At 57.4% G+C, this 5,085-nt stretch carries 4 protein-coding genes; 3 read left to right on the forward strand and 1 reads right to left on the reverse strand.

The features are described 5' to 3' along the window. Window positions 1-582, forward strand: a 582-nt coding sequence (locus tag WCB02_RS14345; protein ID WP_423958879.1) for a DUF3883 domain-containing protein, incomplete at its 5' end; no start/stop codon positions are given. A gap of 410 nt (window positions 583-992) precedes the next feature. Here the strand turns inward: WCB02_RS14345 and WCB02_RS14350 are convergent. Further along, the gene (locus tag WCB02_RS14350; protein ID WP_423958880.1) at window positions 993-2,042 is read right to left on the reverse strand and encodes a M23 family metallopeptidase; all 1,050 of its coding nucleotides are present in this window, start codon (window positions 2,040-2,042) and stop codon (window positions 993-995) included. Between the two features lie 745 nt (window positions 2,043-2,787). Here WCB02_RS14350 and WCB02_RS14355 point away from each other — a divergent pair. Further along, complete coding sequence (locus tag WCB02_RS14355) at window positions 2,788-3,891, forward strand: FRG domain-containing protein (protein WP_423958881.1); 1,104 nt, start codon at window positions 2,788-2,790, stop codon at window positions 3,889-3,891. Between the two features lie 526 nt (window positions 3,892-4,417). Next, window positions 4,418-5,085 (forward strand): hypothetical protein (locus tag WCB02_RS14360; protein ID WP_423958882.1); only part of this gene is annotated, 668 nt, incomplete at its 3' end.

Genomic DNA, 5,085 nt, shown 5'->3' on the forward strand with positions numbered 1-5,085 from the left:
GTTCACTGGCTGGACCGCCACCCGGATTGGCTCGCACGAGCCACGCGAACGGCTACGATCGTAGCGGGATCGGCGTTTCAGGAGAACTCGCTGCTGTGGATCGGACCGCCACCGACGTACAGCAACGCGCCTCCGCCTGAAGAACTTGAGCAGATGATCGCTATTGCCCGGAAATACGATGTCGCCGCGCGAGACGCACGGAACCGGGCGCTCGGTCGCGATGGTGAGGAGCGGGTTCTCGCTCATGAGCGCGCGACGCTTCTTTCCGCCGGCCGAACCGACCTCGCTCATCGAATACAATGGGTGTCGGATGTCGACGGGGACGGCGCAGGATACGACATCAAGAGTTTCGAACCTGACGGTCGAGTTCGGCTCATCGAGGTCAAGACGACGAACGGATGGGAACGGACACCGTTTCACATCACACGCAACGAGTTGGCGGTTGCCGAGACGAATCGCGACGACTGGCGGCTGGCGCGATTGTGGAATTTCGCCCGGGACCCGCGAGCCTTCGAATTGCGCCCCCCGCTTGAGGCACATGTGTCGTTGATGGCGACCAGCTATCAGGCGAGCTTTCCGTAGGAGTTTGAACTGCCGCGAGCCAGCAAGTTGTGAGATGTTAAGTGTACTGCAATATCCCGATTTCATGACTTCAGGGGCCACAGGACCCGTAGATGGGTTAGTGAAGCTAACCCACCACGCCGCTCAGCAAAACGCGACGAGCGATGACGTAAGCAAAGCGCTGGGTACGCTTCGCTGACCCGCCCTACAGATATCTCTGATCCGCGCTACACTTGCGACACGGGCGATCAGAGCGCGTTGGCTGCATCAGATAGTGGCGCTCGCTGACACTATAATCTACGGATGGAACAGCGCGGTGAATGTCCGCGCCACTTCTAACTCACGCCTCGATGCGTGATATGGGATCTCGCCAAAATCGAGGCTTGGCTGGACGAGAACCAGTCACCAGCCAAAGATGGCTGCCGCCGCGTTCAGTTCTTTTCTGCTGTTGCTGCGGCCTTTTTGCCACCGTAGACTTCATCGTCGAACTTCTGCGGATCGACCGGAGCATATCTCGACCACTCCATGCCGGGGACAGCGGCATAAAGCTGCGTCCATTTCGGCGTTTGATCAGCAGTAGCCCCCTCGACCGGACGAACTTCGAAATGGAAGCGGCTTTGGCTGCCGACTTCCCCGATCTTGTCCTTTGCCTTCACCTGCTGGCCGATCGTGATCGGCTTGCCGTCATTGCCGATGAGCCGGCCGAGTTCGGCATAGCGCGTGTAGGCCGAGCGGCCATTTGGATAGCTATGCTTGACAACGACATAGCGCCCGCATGTGCCGGCAGATGGGACATCGACATTAGCCGCTTCGTCCTGCTCCACCTTGACCACGACCCCATCGGCCATAACGGGCACCGAGGTGCCCTCCGGCGCGCTGAAATCGAGGCCGGAATGAAAATCCCTGCCGCACCCGCAATCCGTCGTGCCGTCCCGGCCGGTCTGCGCGGTCTGGGTTTGCGGGCGCATGAACTCGTTGATGACAATGCCCGGCCCGCGCTGGTCGAAGAAGACCAGCATGGCATAGAGCGTCACCTTCCCGCCCGGTGCCACTTCTTTCGCGAGGCTGTCGCTGAGGGCGTCCTGGATGAACATCGGCAGTGGCTTGCCCTTCGCGGACTTGACCTGGACGCAACTTGTGATCGCGACGCGATCGATCCATTCCTTCGGAATACCTGAAGTACGCATCGCCCATTTTAGGAAATCGATTTTCGTGCCCGGTACGGATTTCGGGACGTCGGGCAGGGATAGACTGCATGGCGCGGCCTGCGCGGCCAGCGTGACCTCGAGACGAATGTTTCGAACCGGATAAACGTCGACGCCGTTTCCGGCTGGAGGATCTCGGTCGATCAGGACATCGAGGTCCTCGGGTTGATAACGGGAATAGTCGAAGGCGGATGCTGTTCCGCCTAGAAGCATCAATATCATTGCGGCGAAAGCGGAAAGCCGGACCAGCGCCGGCAAATCGAACACACTGCCCACTCACTACCCCCGACGCTTAATTCTCAGATTGTGCGACCGTACTCCCATACCAAATGGTCGTAGCATGGGTCATGTTCTTGCTCCACGGAAATCTTCGCCCGCAGCCACTCCGAAACGGCCGGGCAACGGGCTGAAATAGCGACGAATTCATCGAACTTGGCGGGTCCCGTTTCTATGAACAAGGGGCGCCCCCCTCACTCCCACTCGATTGTTCAAATCACGCATAGCACATTGAAATTCCTTTGAAATTTTTTCCGTGGCCGAACATATTCCGACGATGGGTCCGCCGAAAAGTTACGCTTTTGATTTTGAAGGGAAAATCACTGCAAAAATATTTTTGTGGTTTCGCCAGCTATCGGCATCATTCGGTCGATTGTAGCACTTCGAAGCGGCCGGGGCCGTGTTCGATCTCCGGCCGCAAAGTACCGTCACCAAACGATTCCAATTAGCAAACGCGGCGCAATGCATTATCACGAGAAGCTTCAGATCGACCTTTCCAAGAATAGGAACACTGCTTGACGTGGATGGCGGACATTGCAGCGATTCGCCGGACCGGTCCCCTGATCGAGCCGTCAGCCAATCGCGCCGATCTGCCCGGCATGATCCGCGATGCCAATGTCGAGATCAGCGAAGATGACTTCCACTTCCGCGCCGGATCGGCTCCGGAGGCAGCGGCATGGCTGCTCAGGGGCGCGCATGCCAACGCGCTCGGTCCAGAGCTGTGTGGACGTTCCGCTGAGGCGAATTGCCGCAATTGTTCGGGCTCAACCGGCTACTGGGTTTTCGCGGCCAACAGGCAAAATACGACACGATCATCCCGACCCTGTTCAGAAAATCAGAGGATGTGCAGAAGCTTCACCTGCGCGCGCGCGGATGGTTCTCGACAGCGATCAGCGCCTGGCACAATTCGAGTTTCCGCTACGCAGATGAACAGTTTGACCAACTCGGCGTGGAGCGGGAGACGGCGACCGGCATCGCCCAGCATTACGGATTGGCCACCGACTTTGTGGACTGGACCTGGGATCCACTCGTCGCGATGGTTTTCGCGGTCGCCGAGGCTGTGCCCGGCGACTTGGTCTCGGTCTTTATTAGGCCGTTCGGGCCAGCCAGCCGACCCCATGAGGCATATAATGTCTTCCTGCCCCCTTCCTTCGCCCGCAGGGCCTGGCGGCAGCACGGATTCTTTTCGTGGCAGCCCGTGGCGCCGCAGTTTTTCGACGATGCATCGGTGCGCATGATCGACGGGGGGCTCAACCGGAAGCGTTCCCGGGCGGCGAGCCATCACCGCGTCTCTTTCCCGGTCACCGCTGAAGATATCGCCTGGGCCAAGCCGCAGCTGGACGCGCTCTACGAGGAAGAGTTCGAACAATTACTCGCTCTGGTCAGTTGGTGCCTAACGGCAGCGGCCGACAACTCCGATCGTACGCCATGGTCGGTGACATGGCACGACAGGGACTTCATCGCCGAATGCGATCGGCGAAAGCTCGAGCCGCCAACGCTGTTTACGACGTCGCCGCCCGCCTCTGCAACGCGGGAGAATATTCCTGAAATGATGGACTATCTGGAGATAATGGCCTTGCGCCAACGTCCGAGCGGAAGTCTTGCCTATCACAAGCCCGCTTTGCTGACGGCGCTGGTCGCTCTTCCGAGAAAAAGCTTCCCGAAAGTCCGCGAGAGTAATGCCGCAGCGCTCGACAGTCGCGCCGTGACACTTCCTCCCGACCCTACGCGGTTGGTCCGCTGGAGCGATGATGTGCGAGCGTTCGACCCAGCACAGGATTTGCTCACGCCTTCGGATGAGTACTTTGTCGATAGGTTGGAGGTGCCCAGTTCCGCTCTGCTCGAATAATCCAATGCCGGTGAAATTTCGCGATATTGAATTCACAGAAAAATTTGGATTGCTCGCTATGCTGGCGATTCCGCCACCTATCGGAGTCAATCGACTGATCAACGCGGCCAGAGTGACTAAAACTGCTATGCCTCACCGGAACCGGTAGGTTCGCATACCGTCTGAAATCCGTGGCCAAGCCGACGCGATCTGCCACTTACCTCCGAGCGGCTCTATTAGCGCAGCATCCGAGAACTTTCCCGGCTTGAAACGATTATTCGCGAGAACGCCTGGGCCGCGGTTACCTCGGCTTTGTGATCTTTTGGATTTCAGGCAACAGCTCCTGATACTGCTTGGCGAAGATAACCGACCGCACTTGACGCTCGGCGCCCCAAATGGATAGACGTGTTGGCGAAAACGGTATCTTAGGCCTGTGCGCTCATTCGGACCGAGATCATTTTCCTAAAGAAAGAAGTTGTCATTCGATCGGGGGCCAGCTTAGTCTGCGCACGTAAGGGTTGAGACCTCTAAATTTGCGGGTATCCCAATGCGGAAAGAATTGATTGTCTTGTCCGTGGCCGCCCTCCTCGTCTCCTCGCCAGCCACACCTTCGTATGCTAACGAATTTTTTGATACTCTGCAGTCATTGTTGCCAAGCTGGCCTCTGAACGAACCCGGAGACCCCATTCCAGATAGCGTCATTAATGGCTGGAGGGGGGATTTATGTAAAAAGAAGAATGGTGCCTATGCAGACTTCCCTTCCAAAGGGAACAAATGTGAGGTTGACGCCCATCTCAGCGACGATGCCATTTCGAAAATCCCGCCTACTCGACAGTGCCCTGCATACACGAAAAATGTTGATCCATACGACTCCGACGACGTTTGCGATGACGGCGATCAAACGAGTTACAATGGATTGTTGTGTGCTAGCGGCGATGAGACGGGGTGCCAAGCCGTAGTCGACGCGCAAGACCCCAAAAGCGGTCGATGGTTTCGATCACCACATCGGCGATGGGTTTGGTTCAATCGATGCGGAAATAAAACCGAGCCTTTCGGAATAGACAGGGCTAACCTCGGTGATGCTTCGGCCCAGGAAGCAGCTCAAAAACTGAAATTCAACAACGAATGCGCTTACGGCTTCTCACCTGACATGAATCTCGGAGTGCTGCTCTACACTCTGCATAGCAACAACGTCGATGGGTACCAGAACTGGCT

Source organism: Bradyrhizobium sp. (genome assembly GCF_049581145.1).
Lineage (GTDB): Bacteria > Pseudomonadota > Alphaproteobacteria > Rhizobiales > Xanthobacteraceae > Bradyrhizobium.